This window comes from Yersinia sp. 2541 StPb PI, assembly GCF_052217145.1.
In the GTDB taxonomy this organism is placed as follows: domain Bacteria; phylum Pseudomonadota; class Gammaproteobacteria; order Enterobacterales; family Enterobacteriaceae; genus Yersinia; species Yersinia enterocolitica_E.
Genome location: NZ_JAZGQB010000001.1, coordinates 446,838 through 469,660 on the forward strand (window position 1 = coordinate 446,838; position 22,823 = coordinate 469,660).

Below are 22,823 nucleotides of genomic sequence, written 5' to 3' on the forward strand. Positions count from 1 at the left end.
CTTTAGAGTGAAACCACAGGGTTGTTAGCGGCGCTCACTTACCCGAATCACTGACCTGAGTCAGCTCATCGGGATGTGTTCACTGGCAGCCTACCTGCAACTCCAAGTTCTTTGGGTATATACTTCATAGTGAAGCAACCTTCCTCGCCCTCCATTGATGGGGGCATCCTTTCCCTCAGGAGGTCGACAAGATGTCAGCACAAAATCTATTACGCGATCCATTGCACAATCCATTACAAAACCAACGACACAGCGACGGTGTGTACCATATCGGCTATTTTGTTGGTGGTAAATGGCATCAGGCGCAGGACACTTTCGACGTACATAACCCTGCTACCGGCCAGTTGGTGGCGAAAGTGGCTAAATCGGGTACCCAAGAAACTGAAGCCGCGATTAAGGCCGCCAGTGCGGCTTTCCCCGCTTGGCGAAAAACACCCGCCAAGCAGCGGGCGGAAATTCTTCAGCGTTGGTATTTGTTGATTATGGAACATCAGCAATCATTGGCTGAGATAATGGTTTCTGAGCAAGGTAAACCATTGAAAGAAGCCTTAGGCGAGGTCGCCTATGCCGCCAGCTTTATTCAATGGTTTAGTGAGCAGGCCAAACGTGCCAATGGTGAGATTATTCCGCCAGCCAAAGAGGGGGCACGCATTCTGGCTACTCGCGAACCGGTTGGTGTGGTGGCGGCCATCACGCCGTGGAATTTCCCGCTGGCAATGTTAACCCGCAAACTGGGGCCAGCATTGGCTGCCGGTTGTACCGGATTGATTAAACCGGCCAATAACACGCCGTTATCCGCTTTTGCTTTACTGGCATTGGCAGAGCAAGCCGGTGTGCCTGCTGGCGTGCTCAATGGTGTTGCGGGCGATACGCATGCCATCAGTGATGCCATCATGGCCAGCCCGGAAGTGCGTAAAATCTCCTTTACCGGCTCAACCGAAGTTGGCAAAACCTTAATGCGTAATGCCGCAGCCACCATGAAGAAAATTTCCATGGAACTGGGCGGTAACGCGCCGTATATCGTGTTTGATGATGCTGATTTGGATGCCGCAGTTGCTGGTGCGATGGCGTGTAAATTCCGCAATGCCGGGCAGGTGTGCGTGTGCGTCAATCGTTTTTACATTCAGGATGGTGTGTATGACGAGTTTGTCAGCCGTTTAGCCACTGAGGTTAAAAAACTGAATGTTGGTAATGGTATGGATAAAGACGTCAATATGGGGCCATTGATTAATCTCGCCGGGCTGGAGAAAGTTGAGGATCACGTCAAAGATGCGCTTGAAAAGGGCGGTCGCCTGCTGGCGGGGGGCAGTCGTCATCAACTGGGGGGAAATTTCTTCCAGCCTACAGTTATTGCCGATGCTAATGAGCAGATGAAAGTCGCCTCTGAAGAGACATTTGGCCCACTGGCTGCCTGCTTCCGCTTCAAAACCGAAGAGGAAGTTATCAAACGAGCTAATGACACGCCGTTCGGGCTGGCAGCTTACTTCTATACTCAGAATCTGCAACGTGTATTCCGGGTTTCAGATGCGTTGGAAAGCGGTATGATTGGTGTCAATGAAAGTTCAGTTTCTACTGAGCTGGCACCTTTCGGTGGTGTTAAAGAGTCTGGCCTTGGCCGTGAAGGGTCAGTGCTGGGGTTAGATGAGTTTATGGAAGTCAAAACCCTGCATTTGGGTAATTTATAAATTGGATTGGTGAATAAAACGTGGGCATGGGTTATCGCAATGAGCAGCACAACAGCTATTGGCAGCCTGAGGGTTAAGGAGAACCATGAATAAACGACTTATGGCCATTCTGGGCGCAATACTGTTGCTGGCAGTGGCGGCATTGCAGGGGATTGGCGGTGTCACGGCGCGTGATATCGGTCAATCGGCGGATCTGGAACGCCCACCTTTATCGGCATCTGCATCGATTGAACAATTGACCCAGCACCAGCAGGTGGCTAAATACCTACAAGTGCATCATCGCCTGCCGGATTTTTACCTTACCAAGCAGCAGGCGCGTGCGCAGGGCTGGGATCCCAAAGACGGCAATCTGTGTAAAGTATTGCCAGGCAGAGCGATTGGCGGCGATCGTTTTTCTAACCGTGAACGCCAACTGCCTGAGGCGAAAGGCCGTAACTGGCGTGAAGCCGATGTTAATTATCGTTGTGGGCATCGCGGTAGCGATCGTTTGCTGTACTCCAATGATGGCCTGATTTATCTAACTCAGGATCACTACAAGCGTTTCATTCGGATGGAGTGAGAAGATGGTAAAAGTGGTATTTGATTTTGACCATATATCCGATCTTCCTGCATTTTACCGCGCATTTTGCCAAAAATTTGCGCTGAGCGAAGATTTTGGCGCCAATCTGGATGCTCTGTGGGATGTGGTCACAGGTGAGATAGCCTTACCGGTAGAGATTGAATTTATTCATTTCAATCACCGCCACAAACGCCGCTTCGGTGCGATTGTGCTGCTGCTTGAGGAAGCGGAAGAGGAGTTAGCAGGCAGCCTGCGTTTCAATATAGTGTGAATTAGCCTTCTTGAGTCGGGAGCCGAGTCAGACCCGGCCCCGCCCGATTATTGCTGCTTTTCAGACAGTTCACGCAGATATTGGAAGATCTGACGGAATGATTTCGGTGGCTTGTTAGTGGCTTTCTCTTTCTGGGCATTACGTATCAGGCTACGCAGTTGTTGGCGATCCGCATCTGGATATAGATCCAACACCGTAGGGATCGCGACATCACCTTCTTCAACCAAACGGTCACGCAGCATTTCCAGCTTGTGGAACAGCGAGATTTGTTGGTTATGGCGATTTTTCAGCTTATCCAATGCGGTTTGGATAGGTTCTACATCACGGGCACGTAGCATTTTACCAATTAACTGGATCTGGCGGCGGCGGCCTTCTTTCTTGATTTTCTGTGCCAGTTCAACGGCTGCCAGCAGATCTTCATCCAGTTGGATTTTCTCCAGCGCATTTTTACCCAGCTCAACCAGCTCGGTGCCGAGTTCTTTCAGCGCTTCGGCATCACGTTTAATTTCACTTTTACTGACCCAGATAATTTCATCGTCATCTTCGTCTTTATCTTCTGGGACTTCATCTAGCCAATCTTCGGGCTGTTTGTTCATGGTCAAATTCCTTAAAAAGAGGCTAATCGTAGCAGGTTGTTGGCTTTCTGCGAAATAGTACAAAGATCTCTGATAGACTCAGAACCATGGCGTTCTATATTGTATCCGTGTAAGTCGTCGTGTTACGACTCTTTCCTGAACGATTATCTCATTAATTATGGCAGACTGATGAAAGTAGTCACTCAAGTTGCAGAACAGCGTAAAACGCTGGAACAAGCGGTTGCACAGGCTTTGGAATTGGCCCGTGTGGGTTCTGATGCGGCCGAAGTCGCTGTAAGTAAAACCACCGGAATTAGTGTCAGCACTCGCTTTGGTGAAGTGGAAAATGTGGAGTTCAACAGCGATGGTGCGCTGGGAATTACTGTTTATCACCAGCAGCGTAAAGGTAGCGCGTCTACCACCGATTTAAATCCAGATGCAGTCGCCCGCACGGTGCAGGCTGCGCTGGATATTGCTCGTTACACTTCACCTGATCCCTACGCTGGCGCGGCAGATAAATCGCTGCTGGCTTTTGAGGCGCCTGATTTGGACCTGTTCCATCCGAGCGATTTGGATGCAGAACAAGGTATCTTGCTGGCCGCCCGGGCGGAGCAGGCTGCATTGCAGGCCGATAAGCGGATTACCAATACCGAAGGTGGCAGTTTTAACAGCCATTATGGCATCAAGGTGTTTGGTAACAGCCACGGCATGTTACAGAGCTATTGCTCAAGTCGCCATTCGCTTTCCAGCAGCGTTATCGCTGAACATAATGGTGATATGGAGCGAGATTACGCTTATACCATTGGCCGACGGATGGAAGATTTAGCCAGCCCGGAATGGGTTGGTGAGGAGTGCGCTCGTCGTACTTTATCCCGCTTATCGCCACGTAAACTGCCGACCATGCAATCACCGGTGCTGTTTGCCGCTGAAGTGGCGACCGGCTTGTTTGGTCACTTGGTTTCGGCGATCAGCGGCGGCAATATCTACCGTAAATCGACCTTCTTGCTCGATCATTTGGGTAAACAGATTTTACCTGAGTGGTTAACTATTGAAGAGCACCCACATTTACTGCGTGGTCTGGCTTCGACCCCGTTCGATAGTGAAGGTGTGCGTACTTTACAACGGGAAATCGTTAAAGATGGGGTACTGCAAACCTATCTGTTGACCAGCTATTCAGCCCGTAAACTGGGGCTGCAAAGTACCGGTCATGCTGGTGGTATCCATAACTGGCGTATTGCCGGTCAGGGGCAGGATTTCGCCGGGATGCTGAAGCAATTGGACAAAGGTTTGGTGGTAACTGAACTGATGGGCCAGGGAGTCAGTACCGTAACCGGTGACTATTCCCGCGGCGCGGCAGGTTTTTGGGTTGAAAACGGTGAGATTCAGTATCCAGTCAGTGAGATAACGATTGCCGGTAATCTGAAAGATATGCTGCGTAATATTGTCAGCGTAGGCAGTGATATCGAAACCCGCAGTAACATTCAGTGTGGCTCTGTTTTATTACCTGCGATGAAGATTGCGGGCGAATAACATCGTGTAGCTTCACACCTAAAGCTGGCATTGGTTGCTGGCTTTTTTTTTGATTTTTATTCAGCCCTCATCTCATTTCTTAATTGATTACAAGAAATCATTGTCAGTTTCAGTGTCTATTGCCTATGTTAAGTGTGAGCAATGTACTAATGATCAGTATTTCAATAACAATAATCCCATCCCCAATTTGGTCTTGCTGCGAAACCCTGCTGCAACGCCACGTTAGAAGGGTATAGAAGGAATGTGAGCATGGGTAAGAAAATGATGGCGTTAATGGCGGCGGTGTTACTCAGCGCCAGCACTTTAGCGATGGCTGCCAGCGTGGCTGATAACATGGAAACCATTGCTGATAATTACGGCAAAGTGTTGAAGGCTGACTCTACTGATGTGATGAAGCAAGGCTTGCAGGCGATGCGTGCAGCGGCGCAGGATGCACAAAAGGGCATACCTACCAAGTTGAAGAGTAAAGGCGAGGGTAGCGCGGAGGTGAAGGATTTCCGTCATGGTTTGGACTTATTTATCGGGCAGATTGATGGTGCGCTGGCATTAGCGAATCAAGGCAAGCTCGATGAAGCTAAAAAAGCAGCGCAAGACTTTAAACCGACCCGCGATACCTACCATAAAAAGTATCGTTAATAATCCCTTTCACCCGAATCACTGACTTGAGTCAGTGATTCGGGGCTTGTCCATTTACCGCCTGGCGGTAACGCCAATGGCTTTGGTAATAGTGTTAGCGGTGATATTCACCGGCTGCTTCTGGCTGGTACAGCAGTTCTAACACAGTAATGCGGGCTTCATCCCCACCTGGTAGCTTCCAACTAATTTCATCATTGACGTGCAGCCCCAGCAATGCCGCGCCCAGCGGAGCCATCACGGAAAGTTGTTCGTTACTGTCTTGTAGCGATGCCGGATACACCAGCGTGCGGATATGCTCTTCCTGGTTATTCAGATCGCGAAAACGCACACGGCTATTCATGGTCACCACATCTGCCGGAATGGCGTTTGGTGGCAGAATTTCTGCACGATCCAGTTCTTCATTGAGCGCTTGAGCGACCACTGTACCGGCAAAAGCCGGTTGCGCCAGTAACGCATCCAAACGTTCAGCATCCAGCTCGTTAATCGTGATGGTTGGCTTGGTCATACCACTCTCCAATTCAATTTCAGCAAAACATAAAAACAACACCCCCACGCCATAGGAGAGGGGGTGTTAGAAAATAGCTTAATATTGATCTGATATTAGGCGCTTCTGACTAGAAAAGAAAGAGATCAGGATCACGAACTTTTTTCCACTACAAACCGCACTGACGTATTTATATAAAAGTTATTTTGTTGTTAATGATTAAGTTAACTATCTAACAGGCGTTTTTTGCGAAAGTGATCCCACCGGTACATTACATTTCCACTTTGAACTGGAAAAAAAGCCGCTACACAGCTATTCCGCTTGCAGGTAGGGTGATGTTACAGCGCAGAGAGAAGATAACTGAACTTATCTTTATCATCAGAAAGTTGTTACAGACCTTAAATAATTCGAGTTGTGGGTAGGCGGCAAAGGAGTGAGTCCCTGAAGTAAATCACTAGGGCGAGAAAACGTAGCCAACGGCCCTACAACCTGAAGTATGACGGATATAGCAAAAATAGGGGATTGCCAGCGTGAATGATGTAGCCGCATTAAATGCCGCCGAGGAACCTGGAAAAGAAGAGGTAATGATTATTACTGAGCGGGTATTAGCTGAAATTACCGCAATGTTAAATAGTGAAAATATTTTTACCAATAAAGTTCAGCAACAAATGTTGACATCACATATCCGTGCCATGGTATTGCGTTCCATAACTGGTGAGCCATTACCTGAAGTGGATAAATCATTATTTGATGAGATTTCAGCACATTCGATGCAAATGGCCCAGCAAGTGGTCGATAAATTTGCCAATTTGCCCATTGAAGAAGCCTATTTGTTGTCGGTGCATTTTGAAGTAGCGAAAGACAATAACCCATAAAACAGTGATCTGGAGAAGTGACTATGAGTCAAATTACCGTTGTGATTGGCGACCGTTTAGGTAAAGGCCAAAAAGTGGGCCAGGGTGTTGAATTGGCTGGTGGCCGCGTAGTGGTTATTCCCGGTGTTGCCGCAGACATGAAATTGGGTGATGTGATGAACAGTGAAAAAGCTGACTTTGGCATTTCATTCTGCGGCAGTGGCGGTGCGGGCGCTATTACGGCGCAAAATAAATATGGTTACAAAGCAAAATACGGCATGCGTTCTGTTGAAGAAGGCGTGACGGCAATAAATGAAGGCTGCAAAGTGCTGGGCTTCGGATTTATGGATAAAGAAGAATTAGGCCAGAGATTAGTCGACGCTTATATCAAGAAATACGGTCAACCGTAATGAAAGAGCAATATACCACTCAGGTGCAAGTGAAAGGTAAAGGCGATACTAAGGAAAAAGCTTTCGCTAATGCACTCGGTAATGTCCAGAATACGGTGTTGAAATCGACACAAAATATTCTGTTACGGATTGAGCCACAAGACGTAAAAGTATTAAACGCAGAATTATCAGTTAAAAATGAGAAGTTTTTATTCTTTTTCCTGCCGCGTGAAAGAAAGACATATAGCGTTGAATTAGATATTACCGTGAACGTGACAATTATTAATACGGATAAGGTCGTCTTCATATCTAAATGAAAAGGATATACTGATGTTTCTAATCATTCTTTTTAAGTCGATTATTATCGGCGGACTGGTCGGTGTGGGGGTAGGTGTTGGGGCCGCCCGTATGTTTCATGCACCGACAATACAGGGGATGGGGGCATTTCGTACCCTGGGCGAACTGAACTCATGCGAGGGAGATCCTGCATCGCACTTCTCCTTTGGATTAGGTTTCTTCTTCAACGCCTGGGCCTCTTCGGTGGCAGCAGGTGCCTTTACTCAGGACGTCGACCACCGCATCATTCCTAACTGGGGTGCCGCCGCATTAATGATTAAAAATCGTAATGTAGCGGAAACCATGCATAACCCGAAAAAGATGGCAATTGCCTGCGGGATTATCGGGGTTATTGTTGTCAGTTTCCTAAACACCACTGCTTCTGCGGTACCAGCAGCATTACAGGTTACGGCCATTAAAGTATTGGTACCAGCAGCAAATATTCTGGTTAACACCGTGATGCCGGTTATTTTCTGGCTGGCGGCTATTGATGCCGGGCGTCGCTCTGGTTTCTGGGCCACTATTTTTGGCGGGTTGGCTCAGCTAATTATGGGTAACGCTGTACCTGGTCTAGTGTTGGGTATTTTAATTGGTAAAGGTGTTGAGGAAAGCGGCTGGAATAAAGTGACTAAGATCATGATGACAGTGATTGTTCTGTTATTTGTGCTCAGTGGTTTCTTCCGCGGATTCGATCTGAAATTCCTGGAGTCATTTAGCCTGAGCGCGCCGGTTTGGCTCGATACCATTCATAACGCATTGAGCGGAAAATAATACAACGAGAGGAGCTTGATGATGGATGAACAAACCAAGAATAATTTCTGGTATGCCGACTGGTCATTTCCGATCTTTGTAGGATTATTATCCTCCGGCGTATTTGCGGGTACTCATATGTATTATTTATATGGTATCGGTGCATTTAACGAAGTGGCATTTGTTTCAATGCTACGTGCTGGTATGGATACCGGTGTTTATGGTGCGGTGGCGGCATTTGGTGCCAGCTTCTTATTCGCCCGTATTATTGAAGGTTCGCTTGTCGGTATTTTAGATATTGGTGGCGCGATTCAAACCGGTGTTGGTCTGGGTGTGCCAGCATTATTACTGGGCGCCGGATTTGTCTTCCCGGTGGCTAATTTTGCCGCCTCACTGGTAACCGGCCTGATTATTGGTTTAGCTATCGGCTATCTGATTATTTTGGCGCGTAAATTTACGATTAACCAAAGTAATTCTACTTATGGTGCCGACGTTATGATGGGGGCCGGTAACTCCTCTGGCCGTTTCCTCGGGCCATTGATTATCCTGTCAGCCATAACAGCATCAATTCCAATTGGGATGGGTTCTTTAGGCGGCGCTTTACTGTTTTATCTGTGGAATAAACCGATTACCGGTGGCGCAATTTTGGGTGCCATGATTTTAGGGTCTATTTTCCCAGTCGCTATTTCATGATGTCAGGGGTAAATATTCAAATTACCGGATATTTACCCTACTAACCCTGCTGCAACGTCAAGTAAGAAGGACATAATGGAGAATAAAGATAATGTATGACTTTATTATCACACGCGCACTATTAGTTGACGGCCGTCAGGTTAATATCGTAATTAATGATGGAAAAATTGTGGCCGTCGATGCGGCTATTACCACTGAAGATAATAATCAAGCCGAGCCTTCAGTTTCTTGCGCTAAAAAAATGTTGGATTTGGCCGGGAAATATTACATCAGTGCTGGCTGGATTGATTCCCATGTGCATTGTTACCCCGCATCTCCTATTTATCATGACGAAGCTGATTTGGTCGGAGTCGCCAGTGGCGTGACGACGGTGGTGGATGCCGGCAGCACTGGTGCCAATGATGTGGATGATTTTTACCGCCTAACCCGTACCGCCAAAACCCATGTTTATGCTTTTCTGAATATTGCGAAAACCGGCATCGTGACGCAAAACGAATTAGCGGATATGACGCAGATTGATAAGCAAAGTGTCAGTCAGGCTATTGCCCGTAATCCTGATTTTATTATCGGTATTAAAGCCCGCATGAGCAGCAGCGTGGTCGGTAAAAACGGCATTAAACCGTTGGTGCGAGCCAAAGAGATTCAACAAGAAAACAATCAGCTACCCTTGATGGTACATATTGGCAATAACCCGCCGGACTTGGATGAGATTGCCGACTTGTTAACGCAAGGCGATATTATTACTCACTGCTATAACGGTAAGCCCAATCGTATTCTGACCCCTGCCGGGACCTTGCGTGATTCTATCCAACGTGCATTGAAACGCGGTGTATTACTGGATGTTGGGCATGGCAGTGCCAGTTTCAGCTTTGATGTTGCCGAACTGGCCATCAAGCAAGGTATTTACCCGCACACCATCAGCTCCGACATCTATTGTCGCAACCGTATTAATGGGCCAGTGCACAGCCTGGCGACGGTGATGTCCAAATTTTTCACCCTCGGTTTGAGCCTTAAACAGGTTATTGCTTGTGTGACAGAAAATGCCGCGCAAGCCCTGCATTTGACTCACAAAGGGATGCTGGCAACGGGCTATGACGCTGACCTGACGATTTTTGAGCTGAAACAGCAACCTCAGCTATTCAGTGATTCAGAAGGTAAATCGGTTACCGGTGAGACATATCTGGTGCCACTGGCGGCGGTCGTTGCTGGTGACGTAGTATTAACTGACGAAGGGAAGTCAAAAGATGTCTTCAGTCTATGAAAAATACCAGTTAAAACATGTAATTAATGCTTCTGGTCGCATGACGATGTTGGGCGTTTCAACGCCACGGCAGGATGTGGTTGAGGCGGTAGATTTGGGCCTAAACCATTACTTCGAAATGAAAGATTTGGTCAATAAGACCGGTGCTTACATTGCTGATTTGCTGAATGTTGAGAGCGCGGTGGTTGTCTCCTGTGCTTCTGCCGGTATTGCTCAGTCGGTCGCTGCGGTGATCGTGAAAGATGATGCCAATTTACTGGTTAATCTACATGCTGCCCCGCGCGCAGTGCCACACGAAATTGTTCTGCCGAAGGGCCATAACGTTAACTTCGGTGCGCCGGTCGATACCATGGTGACGCTGGGGGGAGGCAAAGTGGTGGAAGCCGGTTATGCCAACGAATGTTTACCGGAACAGTTGGAAGCGGCGATCACGCCAAATACTGCGGCGATCTTGTATATAAAATCCCACCATTGTGTGCAAAAAAGCATTCTATCCGTTGAGCAAGCGGTAGTGATTGCGCGCAAGCATCAATTGCCATTAATTGTTGATGCGGCCGCAGAAGAAGACTTGCAATGTTATTACCAGATGGGTGCAGATTTGGTGATTTACAGCGGTGCCAAAGCTATTGAAGGGCCAACCAGCGGGCTGGTGTTAGGCAAGAAAACCTATATTGATTGGGTGAAGTTGCAATCAAGTGGTATTGGCCGGGCGATGAAAGTGGGTAAAGAGGGTATTCTCGGCCTGACCCGTGCTATTGAAAGCTATATGACGCTGGAAAAAGAGACCGGCCAGCAAATGGTAGAAAAAATGACACCATTTATCAGTCAGTTAAATACCATTGACGGCGTGTCTGCGAAAGTGGTTTGGGATGCTGCCGGGCGTGATATTGCCCGTACTGAAATCAGTTTTGATGAAGCTAAAATGGGGCGCTCGACACCGGATCTGGTGGATGCGCTGAAAAATGGCGATATTGCTATCTACTTCCGCGCCTATAAAGCTAATGAAGGCAAAATTGAAGTGGATGTGCGCAGTGTCACGCCATTGCAACTCGAGATTATTTATACCTGCATTAACCGCCTGGCTAAGGGAGCCTGACCAATGAAATTGACCCCGAATTATTACCGTGACCGGGTGTGCCTGAATGTGCTGGCCGGTTCAAAAGAGAATGCACGCGAGATTTATCAAGCCGCTGAAGGCCATGTCCTGGTGGGGGTGCTATCGAAGAACTATTCTGATGTCGACAGCGCAGTCAAAGATATGCGCGAATACGCAGCTCTTATCGATAATGCCCTGTCGGTAGGGTTGGGCGCGGGGGATCCGAAGCAATCAACAATGGTCAGCCAGATTTCACAGCAGGTGCAACCGCAACATGTGAATCAGGTATTTACTGGTGTTGGCCCAAGTCGTGCTTTATTGGGGCAGCATGATACTGTGGTGAATGGCTTGATTTCACCGACCGGCAAAGTGGGTTACGTAAATATCTCCACCGGGCCACTCAGTTCACAGCAAAAGGAAGCGATTGTTCCAGTGACCACCGCCATTGCTATGTTGAAAGATATGGGCGGCAGTTCGCTAAAGTTTTTCCCAATGAACGGGCTGGACTCTATCGATGAGTACCGTTTTGTGGCTGAGGCTTGTGCTGCTACCGGCTTCTGGTTGGAACCCACCGGCGGCATCAGTCTGGATAATTTTGAACAAATCGTACAAATTGCACTGGATGCTGGGGTAACGAAAATTATCCCGCATATCTACAGTTCGATAATCGACAGCAAAACGGGCAATACTCGCCCAGAAGATGTGCGAACCTTATTAGCTATCGTGAAAAAAATAGTACCGTAATTATTTGATTTACCTTATATAAAATCACTAGCGGTGAAGGCCTGTGTTGCCGTGTGAGATAACGCTCCCCCTCTGGCCATGGTGGCGGGGGGATGCCCATACACCCTGAATAACGGAGTGGAGCAGTGAGATTTCCCTATCAACGTCTGGCCTACATGTTCGATGCATTGCAATCGGAAACGCTGCCTCAGGATGAGCTGGCGAAACGTTTTGCGGTTTCGACACGTACCGTGCGGGCAGATATTACGGCGTTGAATGAGATCCTTGAACATTATGGTGCGCACTTTATCCATAACCGTGGCTTTGGCTACCGATTGATGATCGATGATGCTGAACGCTTTCGTGCTCTACAGCAGCAAAACCGCAAAATGCACCTAACTCCGCGAACTGCCAATGAGCGAGTGCATTACCTGTTAATCCGTTTTCTGACCTCTGCTTTTTCATTGAAGCTGGAAGATTTAGCTGATGAATGGTTCGTTAGCCGTGGCACATTGCAAAATGATATGGCTGAGGTGAGAGAAAGGCTAAACCGATACCATCTGACGATTGAAACCAAGCCACGCTACGGCATGAAATTGTTTGGTGCCGAGTTGGCTGTCCGCACGTGTTTGACCGACCTTTTGTTTCAGCTACATCTGCAAGATGCTGATAACCCATTATTAAAAAATGAGTTTCTTAACATTCAGACTATCCCCGAATTAACGGGATTGCTGCATGAGCTATTGGCGCAATATGCGGTACGGCTAACTGATGAGGGTGAGCACTACCTTATTTTCTACTGTGCTGTGGCGATAAAACGCATCGCCGACGGTTATCCGTTATCAGATTTTGATGCCGAAGATGTGGATGAGGCGGTCAAACTCGCCTCCGGCCGTTTGGCAAATGAGTTGAAACTATTATCGGGCAAAGACATTTCGGCAGCAGAAGAAGCGTATTTGCGGGTCAATATTGCCGCCCGCCGAGTGCAAGTCAGTCAGCCTGGTACCAGTCGCCCCAGTGAAATCAACGCCGATGATGAAGAGACATTGGTGGATTACATCCTCTCTTATATCAACGCCCACTATAACTACAATTTGCAGGGCGATAAGCAGTTACGAATTGATTTACTCACCCATATCAAGACCATGATTACGCGGGTGAAGTATCAAATAACTATCCCTAATCCATTGTTATCCAATATTAAACAGCACTATCCGATGGCTTATGACGTAACACTGGCGGCGGTATCCAGTTGGGGCAAATATACGCCTTATAGCTTGAGTGAGAATGAGATAGGCTATCTGGTACTGCACATCGGTGTTGGGTTGGAACGCCATTACAATATTGGTTATCAACGTCACCCACAGGTGATGTTGGTGTGTGATACCGGTAACTCCACTACCCGAATGATTCAGGCACAGATTGCTCGTAAGTATCCGCAGATCGTGATGACACAAACCATTTCCCTGCGTGATTACGAAAATCTCGACCATATCGACGAAGATTTTATTATTTCTAATTCACGTCTGGCGGAAAAGAATAAGCCGGTGGTAGTAATGTCACCGTTTCCGACTGAATATCAGTTAGAACAACTGGGTAAGTTGGTGCTAGTGGATCGCACTCGCCCTTATATGTTGGAAAAGTTTTTCGACAGTAATCATTTTATGATTATCGACCAGCCGATGACACAAGAGCAGTTATTTAAAAAAGTGTGCAGTCAGTTGGAAGAGGAAGGGTTCGTTGATGCGGACTTTTACCCATCGGTGGTGGAGCGTGAGGCGATTGTCTCCACTATGCTGGGGGAGGGGATTGCACTGCCACACTCACTCGGCCTGTTAGCCAAAAAGACCGTGGTGGTTACCCTGTTGGCTCCCAATGGCATTGCCTGGGGTGATGGTGAGGTAGCCCATGTCATTTTCCTGTTAGCTATCAGTAAAACTGACTATGAAGAAGCGATGGCGATTTACGACTTGTTCGTTACTTTTGTGCGAGAGCGTTCAATGAGCCGTTTATTGAGCAGTCAGCATTTTGATAGCTTCAAGGCGATAGCGATTGATTGTTTGAGTCGAATTTGAGTTATGCCAAAGCAAATTTCTAGCGATGGAATAGAAAAGGCTATCCGTGAGTGGTAGACAGCCGTTGAAAAACCGAGGGGCGTTGGGGCGTATCAGCTATGTAGTGATACGGGTTCTGGTTTGTACAATTTAGTCAGATTTGAAATATCGATGCTCTCTTCTGCTTTCCCTAGATCGTAAGCCGCCTGGAGGCGGAGCCACATTGCCGGAGTGCTTCCCAGAACTGCCGTCAGTTTCACAGCCATTTCCGGTGAAACCGCGGAGTGACAGGAGACAAGCCGCTGCACCGTGGATGGCGCAACACTCACGCGGTTAATAATCAAATCACTGCCAGCCATATCTCCTCACAAACCACCCTTTAACCAACTGCGTTGTCACCATATAGCCGGTTAAGATCACCATCAGCCACGGGAAGTAAGAGAGTGGCAGCGCTTGCAATTGCAGGAATCCAGCCAGTGGAGAGAAGGTTAGCCCGATACCAATGACCACCACCGCCAGTGTCATTAGACATAGCGGCCAAGAGGCGCGGCTCTGGATGAAGGGAATTTTACGGGTACGGATCATATGCACAATTAAGGTCTGGGATAGCAGCCCTTCAACAAACCAACCGGATTGGAACAACGTCTGCATTTCTGATGTATTGGCTTTAAATACCCACCACATCAGGCAAAAAGTCAGTACGTCAAAAATAGAACTTATCGGACCAAAGAACACCATAAATCGCCCCAAATCGCCGGCGTTCCAGCGTTGTGGCTTTGCCAGTTGCTCTTCATCAACGTTATCGAATGGAATAGCAATCTGCGAAATATCGTACAGCAGATTCTGGATTAACAGATGGAGTGGCAGCATGGGTAGGAAGGGCAAAAATGCGCTAGCAATCAGGACGCTGAAGACGTTACCAAAGTTAGAGCTGGCAGTCATCTTGATGTATTTCAGCATGTTGGCAAATGTGCGGCGGCCTTCAATTACCCCTTGCTCCAGCACCATCAGGCTCTTTTCCAACAAGATGATATCGGCGGCTTCTTTAGCAATATCTACTGCTGAATCCACCGAGATCCCAATATCAGCAGCACGCAGTGCCGGTGCATCATTGATGCCATCCCCCATAAAACCGACCACATGACCGGCATTACGCAGGTTCTGTACGATACGTTCTTTGTGTATTGGTGTCAGCTTGGCGAACACCGTGGTGGTGCGGGTGGCCTCCGTCAGTTGTGTCTCCGTCATCTGTTCGATATCACTGCCACGCAAGACATGCTCGACAGATAATCCAACATCTTTACATACCTTACGCGCAACTAACTCGTTGTCACCGGTAAGAATTTTAACGTTAACGCCATTGCGTTTTAGTGCCAGCAGCGCCGGCGCTGTGCTCTCTTTCGGCGGATCGAGAAAGGCGATATACCCTTCCAAGATCAGGTCATATTCATCAATAACAGCATAATCCTGCTGATAAGCTGGCATGATACGGGTGGCAACCGCCACCACTCGCAGTCCTTGCTGGTTCTGTTCATCGGTAATGCGGCGGATGCTTGCCAACAGCGCGTCGGTCAATGGGATAATTTCACTCCCTTGGCGGACATGACGGCAAATGGACAACATCTCTTCCAGCGCGCCTTTACAGATAAGTTCGTGATAATCCGCTTTATCGCTGACTACCACTGACATGCGACGGCGTTCAAAATCGAATGGGATTTCATCGATTTTGCGGTAACCCGCCAGCGTATCGGCTGCCCGAGATTCTGAGTCTTTTGACTCAACCATGGAAGATAACACCGCGACATCCAGCAGATTTTTCAATCCCGTTTGGTAATAACTGTTGAGCCAGGCGTAGTGCAGCACCCGCTCACAATTGGCCCCAAACACATCGGTGTGGCTTTCCAACACAATCTTATCTTGCGTCAGGGTGCCGGTCTTATCGGTACACAGAATATCCATCGCGCCAAAGTTCTGAATAGCATCTAAGCGCTTGACGATCACTTTCTGCCTGGACAGTTTCACCGCCCCTTTTGCCAACGTCGACGTGACGATCATCGGCAGCATTTCCGGGGTTAAACCCACAGCAACCGAGAGCGCGAACAGCGCGGCTTCCCACCAGTCACCTTTGGTAAAGCCGTTTATCAACAACACGATAGGTGTCATGACTAACATAAAGCGAATCAGCAACCAACTGACTTTACTGATGCCACTCTGGAAGGCATTAGGTTGCTCATCCTGATGCGTTACACGCTCTGCCAGCAGACCGAAATAGGTTTGGTTACCGGTGCCCACCACGATAGCCAGTGCCGAACCGCTAACGACATTGGTGCCCATAAAGCACAGCGTGTCTCGTTCGAGTGGATTTTGTTCCTCACACTCACGGCATTGCGCCACTTTCTCAACCGGCAGTGACTCACCGGTTAAGGCGGCCTGACTGATAAACAGATCTTTGGCCACCAGAATACGTAAATCCGCCGGGATCATATCGCCCGCAGATAGTTTGATGATATCGCCAGGCACTAACTGAGAGATCGGTAGCTCACGATGCTCGCTCTTGCCCGTATGGGCATCACTGCGCACCACGGTTGCGGTATTGCTGACCATGGCTTTTAAAGCATCCGCAGCGCGGTTAGAACGTGCTTCCTGGATAAAATGCATCAGGGTGGAAATTAACACCATGGCACCAATCACCAATGCGGCGGTGAGGTCTTCGGTGGCGTAGGAAATCAGAGCCAGAATGGTGAGCAGCAAGTTAAACGGGTTGCGATAGCAGTGCCATAAGTGGACCCACCAACTGGTAGCTTGCTGATTTTCAATGAGATTACTGCCATTTTGCAGGCGAATGGCTGCTGCTTCTTGTTCCGTTAACCCTTCGGGGTGGCTCTGAAAACGCAGATAAAGTTGTGGTGGCGTTTCATTCGCGCACTGCAAACGTTGTTGAGTCAGCGCTGCGGGCAAATCTTTTGTCGCACTTCCCTGCGGCAAGCCATCTAACATGGTTTCCCGGCGAATTAGGCGGCGAGGCAGGTTACGGCTCAACACATTGAGCAACTGCCGGGTGAAATTTTTAACTTGCATGGTTTGAGCCTTACTGTCATGTCACAAAGCCGTTTGTCGGACGGTCTTTATGTTGCGCCCACGGCAAACCTGCCGTAGAGAGGGCAAAAACATCATCAGCAGAAACTAACGCAAGGACGTGCGTAGTGACCGCTTATCAGATTGTTATCCGATAAAGCAGCCACCCTGAATGGGGAATTACCTTACCGGACACACCAAAAGGTGTAGGTCGAGGGAACAGGGTCCACTGGGTAATTAACCCCCGGTTTTATTTAAAGATTGTTAGCGGCTGTCTAACAGCTAAACAGACATTAAACCGCATCACTGTTCTCGCCACGCCAAAGACCACCCCGACGGTAAGATATGCCGTTAGGGCAGTAATATGCTGCGAGTCATTGGGATATCATGCGCTGAGTCTGATTCTGCGCATGCTAGACTTCCCACAACTTCGGTAATATAAATAATCAGTTTATTATATGTTTCCAAACCTAAACATTAGGTAAACCATGCAAAACCGTTTGACCATAAAGGACATTGCCCGCATGAGTGGAGTTGGAAAATCCACGGTTTCACGGGTATTGAATAACGAAGGTAGCGTCAGTCCACAAACTCGTGAACGAGTGGAAGCTGTCATCCGTCAGCAGGGATTTACCCCGTCCAAATCAGCCCGAGCCATGCGGGGTCAGAGTGATAAAGTTGTGGGTATTATTGTCTCGCGTCTGGATTCGCCATCTGAAAATCAGGCGGTGCGCACGATGCTGCCACTGTTCTATCAGCAAGGTTATGACCCTATCCTGATGGAGAGCCAGTTTGATCCTGAATTAGTCAGTGAACATTTACATGTGTTGCAACAGCGCCATGTAGATGGCGTCATTTTGTTTGGTTTCACTGGGTTAACCGCAGAAATGCTCTCGCCATGGCAGGAACGAATGGTGGTGCTGGCGCGCGAGTATGCGGGTTTTTCTTCCGTATGCTACGACGACGACGGGGCAGTGCGCTTGTTAATGGATAAATTACGTCACGCGGGGCATCGGCATATTAGCTATATTGGCGTGCAGCCGTCGGATGCCACTACCGGTATGCGTCGTCATCAATCTTATCTTGATTACAGCCAACAACATGGCCTGCTACCGACAGTTGCACTGGGTGAACTGAGTTATCAAAGTGGCTTCCAGCTCGCACCTCAGGTGATAAAACCCGATACCTCGGCGCTGGTGTGTGCCTCTGACACTATCGCTATGGGGGTGAGTAAGTATTTACAACAGCAGAGCCTGCAACACATTCAGGTCTGCGGCATTGGTAATACACCGCTGTTGCACTTTTTGTTCCCAAATACCCTGTCAGTCGAGTTGGGTTATGGCACCGCAGGAGTGAAAGCCGCCCAACAATTACTTGATCAACTTAATCATAGTCAATCAATTCAACAAATTATCATTCCTGGTCAACTGGCCTGATTCTTCTTTTCTCGACGTGATGCTATCTGAAATCCCACCCTGAGTGGTGGGAGTGCGTGATGGGCGAACCCATGGTTTACGGCCAATAACATCATAAAAAGTTGTCAAATTGTGATCTCTAACGCAAGTTGGGAACGTTCCCATTCCATAAAAATCAATACATAGCTAATCTTTAATGAGCTGTATATTTAACAGGCTATCGATGTATTTTTTCTTTAAGACTGACCCTACTGCTTTTATTAAGAAAAACGAATAAGTCGCACGTTATCTCACCTTTACGAAAGGTACGTTGAAATGAGCAAAGTAAAACAACAAGATATCGATCAATTGATCGTACTGGTGGGAGGCAGAGATAATATTGCCACCGTCAGCCACTGCATTACCCGGCTACGCTTTGTGTTGAATGACCCCTCTAAAGCTTCACCTAAAGAAATTGAAAATCTGTCGATGGTTAAAGGTTGCTTTACTAATGCCGGGCAATTTCAAGTGGTTATCGGGCCTGAAGTTGACGATTACTATCAAGCGCTGATTGCTAAAATTGGCCTGAATGAAGTGGATAAAGAGCAGACCAAACTGGCTGCACGGCAGAACATGACTTGGTTTGAACGTGGTATTTCTCACTTTGCCGAGATTTTCTTCCCGTTGCTGCCAGCGCTGATCAGCGGAGGCTTGATTCTTGGCTTCCGTAATGTGATTGGCGATATTCCGATGTCTGATGGCAAAACGCTGGCACAGATGTATCCGGCATGGAAAACCATTTACGACTTTCTCTGGTTGCTGGGCGAAGCCATCTTCTTCTACCTACCGGTGGCTATCTGCTGGTCGACAGTGAAGAAAATGGGGGGCACCCCAGTATTGGGGATTGTGTTGGGTATCACCTTGGTATCACCACAACTGATGAATTCCTACCTGCTGGGGCAACAGATCCCCGAAGTTTGGAACTTTGGCTGGTTTACCATTGAGAAAGTAGGTTATCAGGCACAGGTCATTCCATCAATTTTGGCGGGTTTGGCGCTGGGTTGGATTGAAACTAATCTGAAGAAAATCATTCCAGCCTATCTTTATTTGGTGGTGGTGCCGGTAGTTTCCCTGTTGCTGGCGGTATTCCTCGCCCATACGCTTATCGGGCCATTTGGTCGCATGATTGGTGATGGTGTGGCCTGGGGAGTGAAAGCTGTTATGACAGGCAGCTTCGCGCCGATTGGTGCCGCACTGTTTGGCTTCTTGTATGCGCCGCTAGTCATTACCGGCGTGCATCAGACCACGTTAGCCATTGATATGCAGATGATTCAGAGCATGGGCGGTACACCGGTATGGCCGCTGATTGCGTTGTCTAACATCGCACAGGCATCTGCGGTATTGGGCATTATTATCATTAGCCGCAAGATCAATGAGCGCGAAATATCGGTACCTGCGGCAATTTCAGCCTATCTGGGTGTCACAGAACCGGCAATGTACGGTATCAACCTCAAATATCGCTTCCCGATGTTGTGCGCCATGATTGGTTCTGCGTTGGCGGGCCTCATTTGTGGTCTGACTGGGGTGATGGCGAACGGTATTGGTGTCGGTGGCCTGCCTGGTATTTTATCCATCAAACCACAGTTCTGGGCGATTTATGCTGTGGCAATGTTAGTGGCGATCGTGGTGCCATTGGTGCTGACTATACTGGTTTACAAACGTAAAGAGAGTCGTGGCGAATTACCGGTCTAAATCGTATTCCTCCGCCAAAGGTTATCCTGTGGCGGAGCTGTTTCTTTAATTTTCTCTGTTTTTACTACGAATAAGAGTCTGCTATGAATAATCCTATCCCTTGGTGGCAAAACGGCGTCATTTATCAGATTTACCCGAAGAGTTTTCAGGATAGCACCGGTAATGGCTATGGTGACCTGGCTGGCGTGACGCAACGGTTGGATTATCTGCACAAACTCGGCGTTGATGCCCTCTGGTTGACACCGGTTTATGTCTCGCCACAAGTGGATAACGGCTATGACGTTGCCGACTACTGTGCCATTGACCCTGCTTACGGCAGCTTAGATGATTTCAAAACTTTGGTTGCGGCTGCTCATCAGCGGGGTATTCGTATCGTAATGGATATGGTGTTCAATCATACCTCGACTGAACATGCCTGGTTTAAAGCATCAGCGGAGCGCAACAGCCCGTACCGTCAGTTCTATATTTGGCGTGATGGTGAGGGTGATAATTTACCGAATAACTGGCGCTCGAAATTTGGTGGTAATGCCTGGCAATGGCATGCTGAAAGCGGCCAATATTATCTGCACCTGTTCGCTACCGAGCAGGCGGATCTTAATTGGGAGCACCAGCCGGTACGTGATGAACTGAAGAAAGTGTGCGAGTTTTGGGCTGATATTGGTGTGGATGGTTTGCGCCTGGATGTAATTAATCTGGTATCCAAACAGCAAGACTTCCCGGATGATTTTGCGGGTGATGGCCGCCGTTTCTATACCGATGGCCCCCGTATCCACGAATTTTTACAAGAAATGAGCCGTGATGTGTTTCAACCGCGCGGCCTGATGACAGTTGGCGAGATGTCGTCCACCCGCCTTGAGCATTGCCAGCGTTATGCCGCATTGGGCGGGGATGAGCTGTCGATGACCTTTAATTTCCATCATCTAAAAGTGGATTATCTTAATGGGGCCAAATGGTCGCTAATGCCGCCGGATCGGGTGGAACTCAAACAGATATTTAACCAGTGGCAGCAGGGGATGCATAACCGTGCGTGGAACGCGTTGTTCTGGTGTAATCACGACCAGCCGCGCATTGTATCGCGCTTTGGTGACGAAGGTGCACTGCGCGTGCCAGCGGCCAAGATGCTGGCAATGGTGCTGCATGGTATGCAAGGTACGCCATATATCTACCAAGGCGAAGAGATTGGCATGACCAATCCTAATTTTACCTCGATTAATCAATACCGTGATGTCGAAAGTCTGAATATGTTTGCTGAGCTAAGTGCACAAGATCGCGATCCTGACGAGTTATTAGCGATTCTGGCAGCCAAATCTCGTGATAATAGTCGTACCCCGATGCAATGGGATCGCAGCCGTAATGCCGGTTTCAGTCAGGGAACCCCATGGATCGAACCCTGCAGTAACTATGCTGAAATTAATGTTGATAGCGCGCTGGCTGATGCTGACTCGGTGTTTTATGCCTATCAATATCTGATAGCCCTGCGTAAACAACATGATGTGTTCACTTTTGGTGACTATCGTGATCTCTGCCCGCAACATCCAGAGTTGTGGTGCTACTTGCGCCACTGGCAGGGTAAACAGTTGTTGGTGGTGGCTAACCTGAGCGGTGAACCGCAACAGTGGCAGCCAGAGGAGACTGCGCTGGACGGTAACTGGCAATTGTTGATGAGCAGCTACGGCGAAAGTGCTTTCCAGCCGCAGGAGATGGTGTTGCGGGCATATGAGGGGATTTATTGGGTGAGGGATTGATTTAGTTCAGATCAGTGGCTTCTCTCCTTGCTCGGCAGCTCAAATGGGCTTTTAACTTCAAAGGCCAATTCAAAACAAAACGCTATGGTTTTGATTCTGAATCTCTTTTGACGTTGAGCGCAATCAGGAATATTGCCGACGAGGATGGAGGCCGCAATGGTTAGGTGAACACTGAACGCATATCAACCGAAACCAGAGCCTATCCATCACCAAAACTAAATCACTCTCCCAGCTTTAGCGCGGGTAACTGCGCAAAAATACTCACTAGCCCCTCGCCCCAGCCCTTACGGATCATCATAAAGTAGGGGTGATCTTCGGTGATGCGATATTGCTGTTCGGTACTGAAACTATCGAGTGAATAGATCATCACGTCTAGCGGTAAACCGACGGATAAATTACTGCGCAAGGTTGAGTCCATCGAGATCAACGCGCACTGCATGGCCTGATCCAACGTGGTGTGGTAATTCAACACCCGATCAATAATCGGTTTGCCGTACTTACTTTCGCCAATTTGAAAATAGGGCGTGTCCTGCGTGGCTTCAATAAAGTTACCCTGCGGATAAATATGAAACAGCCGCAGTCCTTCACCTTTAATTTGCCCGCCTAACAACAGGTTACAGTTAAAATCGGTTCCGCCGCTGTTTTGCTGCGCACCGCTGTCTCGGTTAATCACCTCGCGCACCGTCTCGCCCAGAAGTGTTGCGGCCTCATACATCGAGCGCACATTCAGCAGGTTAGTTTGTTCCGGGTCCAGACAGCGGCGTTGCAGCAAACTGACAATACTCTGTGTGGTTGCCAGATTCCCCGCACTTTGCACCACCAGCGTTCGTTCACCCTCTTGCTGAAACAGGTGTAACTTGCGAAAAGTGGAAATATGATCCACCCCGGCATTGGTACGGGAGTCAGAGGCAAACACTAACCCGGATGACAGCCGCATGGCCACACAGTAGGTCATAACACA

General features: G+C 48.3%; 22 protein-coding genes. 17 read left to right on the forward strand and 5 right to left on the reverse strand.

Features of this window, described 5'->3' with window-relative positions; all coding sequences use genetic code 11:
- The first annotated feature begins 191 nt into the window (after positions 1 to 191).
- The 3 genes from V1953_RS01905 to V1953_RS01915 all read left to right on the forward strand — a co-directional run bounded on the left by V1953_RS01905 (position 192) and on the right by V1953_RS01915 (position 2,515).
- Positions 192 to 1,685, forward strand: coding sequence for an NAD-dependent succinate-semialdehyde dehydrogenase (locus tag V1953_RS01905; RefSeq protein WP_083162212.1), 1,494 nt, complete (start codon positions 192 to 194; stop codon positions 1,683 to 1,685).
- Between the two features lie 85 nt (positions 1,686 to 1,770).
- Positions 1,771 to 2,244, forward strand: coding sequence for a ribonuclease (locus V1953_RS01910; RefSeq protein ID WP_193784767.1), 474 nt, complete (start codon positions 1,771 to 1,773; stop codon positions 2,242 to 2,244).
- 4 nt (positions 2,245 to 2,248) lie between these two features.
- Entirely contained in the window at positions 2,249 to 2,515 is a 267-nt protein-coding gene (locus V1953_RS01915; RefSeq protein WP_083162214.1) for a barstar family protein, read from the forward strand.
- A 47-nt stretch (positions 2,516 to 2,562) separates the two neighbouring features.
- On the opposite strand, the gene yjgA is transcribed toward V1953_RS01915, so the two are convergent.
- Positions 2,563 to 3,111 carry a ribosome biogenesis factor YjgA gene (gene yjgA / locus V1953_RS01920; protein ID WP_083162216.1) on the reverse strand — a complete coding sequence of 183 codons (549 nt, stop codon included), beginning with the start codon at positions 3,109 to 3,111 and terminating at the stop codon, positions 2,563 to 2,565.
- 168 nt (positions 3,112 to 3,279) lie between these two features.
- Here yjgA and pmbA point away from each other — a divergent pair, with 168 nt between their 5' ends.
- On the forward strand, positions 3,280 to 4,620 hold the full coding sequence (gene pmbA, locus V1953_RS01925; RefSeq protein ID WP_083162218.1) for a metalloprotease PmbA: 1,341 nt from the start codon (positions 3,280 to 3,282) through the stop codon (positions 4,618 to 4,620).
- Positions 4,621 to 4,869: 249 nt separating this feature from the next.
- A complete protein-coding gene (gene cybC / locus V1953_RS01930) occupies positions 4,870 to 5,256 on the forward strand; it encodes a cytochrome b562 (protein ID WP_083162220.1) in 387 nt (128 codons plus the stop codon).
- Positions 5,257 to 5,350: 94 nt separating this feature from the next.
- On the opposite strand, the gene rnk is transcribed toward cybC, so the two are convergent.
- The gene (gene rnk, locus V1953_RS01935) at positions 5,351 to 5,761 is read right to left on the reverse strand and encodes a nucleoside diphosphate kinase regulator (protein WP_083164033.1); all 411 of its coding nucleotides are present in this window, start codon (positions 5,759 to 5,761) and stop codon (positions 5,351 to 5,353) included.
- Positions 5,762 to 6,270: 509 nt separating this feature from the next.
- Here rnk and V1953_RS01940 point away from each other — a divergent pair.
- The 9 genes from V1953_RS01940 (at position 6,271) to V1953_RS01980 (ending at position 13,917) form a co-directional block, all read left to right on the forward strand.
- Positions 6,271 to 6,615 (forward strand): PRD domain-containing protein, encoded by a 345-nt coding sequence (locus tag V1953_RS01940; RefSeq protein ID WP_083162222.1) that lies wholly within the window; start codon positions 6,271 to 6,273, stop codon positions 6,613 to 6,615.
- 23 nt (positions 6,616 to 6,638) lie between these two features.
- Positions 6,639 to 7,004, forward strand: coding sequence for a glycine-rich SFCGS family protein (locus tag V1953_RS01945; protein ID WP_083162224.1), 366 nt, complete (start codon positions 6,639 to 6,641; stop codon positions 7,002 to 7,004).
- Complete coding sequence (locus V1953_RS01950; protein WP_083162226.1) at positions 7,004 to 7,300, forward strand: DUF4312 family protein; 297 nt, start codon at positions 7,004 to 7,006, stop codon at positions 7,298 to 7,300. The genes V1953_RS01945 and V1953_RS01950 overlap by 1 nt, the downstream gene beginning before the upstream one ends.
- Positions 7,301 to 7,313: 13 nt before the next feature.
- The gene (locus V1953_RS01955) at positions 7,314 to 8,090 is read left to right on the forward strand and encodes a DUF4311 domain-containing protein (RefSeq protein WP_004392358.1); all 777 of its coding nucleotides are present in this window, start codon (positions 7,314 to 7,316) and stop codon (positions 8,088 to 8,090) included.
- A gap of 21 nt (positions 8,091 to 8,111) precedes the next feature.
- Entirely contained in the window at positions 8,112 to 8,762 is a 651-nt protein-coding gene (locus V1953_RS01960; protein WP_442851295.1) for a DUF4310 family protein, read from the forward strand.
- Positions 8,763 to 8,853: 91 nt separating this feature from the next.
- The gene (locus V1953_RS01965) at positions 8,854 to 10,023 is read left to right on the forward strand and encodes an amidohydrolase/deacetylase family metallohydrolase (protein WP_372569704.1); all 1,170 of its coding nucleotides are present in this window, start codon (positions 8,854 to 8,856) and stop codon (positions 10,021 to 10,023) included.
- Positions 10,007 to 11,119: a DgaE family pyridoxal phosphate-dependent ammonia lyase gene (locus tag V1953_RS01970; protein ID WP_442820457.1), complete on the forward strand. Its 1,113-nt coding sequence runs from the start codon at positions 10,007 to 10,009 to the stop codon at positions 11,117 to 11,119. The genes V1953_RS01965 and V1953_RS01970 overlap by 17 nt, the downstream gene beginning before the upstream one ends.
- A gap of 3 nt (positions 11,120 to 11,122) precedes the next feature.
- The gene (gene dagF / locus V1953_RS01975; protein ID WP_420072715.1) at positions 11,123 to 11,863 is read left to right on the forward strand and encodes a 2-dehydro-3-deoxy-phosphogluconate aldolase; all 741 of its coding nucleotides are present in this window, start codon (positions 11,123 to 11,125) and stop codon (positions 11,861 to 11,863) included.
- Between the two features lie 125 nt (positions 11,864 to 11,988).
- A complete protein-coding gene (locus V1953_RS01980) occupies positions 11,989 to 13,917 on the forward strand; it encodes a BglG family transcription antiterminator (protein WP_372569701.1) in 1,929 nt (642 codons plus the stop codon).
- Positions 13,918 to 14,009: 92 nt separating this feature from the next.
- On the opposite strand, the gene V1953_RS01985 is transcribed toward V1953_RS01980, so the two are convergent.
- Together V1953_RS01985 and mgtA are read right to left on the reverse strand one after the other, a co-directional pair.
- Positions 14,010 to 14,255, reverse strand: coding sequence for a HigA family addiction module antitoxin (locus tag V1953_RS01985; RefSeq protein WP_372569700.1), 246 nt, complete (start codon positions 14,253 to 14,255; stop codon positions 14,010 to 14,012).
- Positions 14,242 to 16,974, reverse strand: a complete 2,733-nt coding sequence (mgtA, locus tag V1953_RS01990; RefSeq protein ID WP_442850591.1) for a magnesium-translocating P-type ATPase — start codon at positions 16,972 to 16,974, stop codon at positions 14,242 to 14,244. The genes V1953_RS01985 and mgtA overlap by 14 nt, the downstream gene beginning before the upstream one ends.
- Positions 16,975 to 17,459: 485 nt before the next feature.
- On the opposite strand from mgtA, the gene treR reads away from it, so the two are divergent.
- From treR to treC, 3 genes are all read left to right on the forward strand, one after another.
- Complete coding sequence (gene treR, locus V1953_RS01995; RefSeq protein WP_083162240.1) at positions 17,460 to 18,407, forward strand: trehalose operon repressor TreR; 948 nt, start codon at positions 17,460 to 17,462, stop codon at positions 18,405 to 18,407.
- A gap of 294 nt (positions 18,408 to 18,701) precedes the next feature.
- Complete coding sequence (gene treB, locus V1953_RS02000; protein WP_083162242.1) at positions 18,702 to 20,117, forward strand: PTS trehalose transporter subunit IIBC; 1,416 nt, start codon at positions 18,702 to 18,704, stop codon at positions 20,115 to 20,117.
- Positions 20,118 to 20,200: 83 nt separating this feature from the next.
- Positions 20,201 to 21,862 (forward strand): alpha,alpha-phosphotrehalase, encoded by a 1,662-nt coding sequence (treC, locus tag V1953_RS02005; RefSeq protein WP_442850592.1) that lies wholly within the window; start codon positions 20,201 to 20,203, stop codon positions 21,860 to 21,862.
- Positions 21,863 to 22,082: 220 nt separating this feature from the next.
- On the opposite strand, the gene V1953_RS02010 is transcribed toward treC, so the two are convergent.
- A complete protein-coding gene (locus V1953_RS02010) occupies positions 22,083 to 22,817 on the reverse strand; it encodes a proteasome-type protease (protein WP_083162246.1) in 735 nt (244 codons plus the stop codon).
- Between the last annotated feature and the right edge of the window lie 6 nt (positions 22,818 to 22,823).